The 255-nt window shown below is 46.7% G+C and carries 1 protein-coding gene; it reads right to left on the reverse strand.

Going from position 1 to position 255, the window contains the following annotated elements; genetic code table 11:
• The coding region (locus ACEN4I_RS13585; protein WP_407103315.1) for a transposase at nt 1–255 on the reverse strand (255 nt) is incomplete at both ends.

A 255-nucleotide genomic window follows, 5' to 3' on the forward strand; every position in this document is an offset into this window, starting at 1 on the left:
CGCGCTCAACTTCTACACGATCTGCATTATCGCGATATTCGATTTCTTTGTCTCTGGTTTGGTCTTTCTTTGGACGACCAAGTGATGGTCCGGCTAGGCGAATGCCTCGTATTTTGCAGTAAGACCTGTTTTCTCGATTTCGATAGATCTTGTCGGCAAGAACCCGCTCAGGATAACGTCCGTTTCGATCGTAGAAACGGCGGACAGCTTGAACCAACACAGAAGCTTCATTGTAGGCATCAAAACTGGTCTTTT

This window comes from Desemzia sp. FAM 23990, assembly GCF_045528485.1.
Classification (GTDB): Bacteria; Bacillota; Bacilli; order Lactobacillales; family Carnobacteriaceae; genus Desemzia.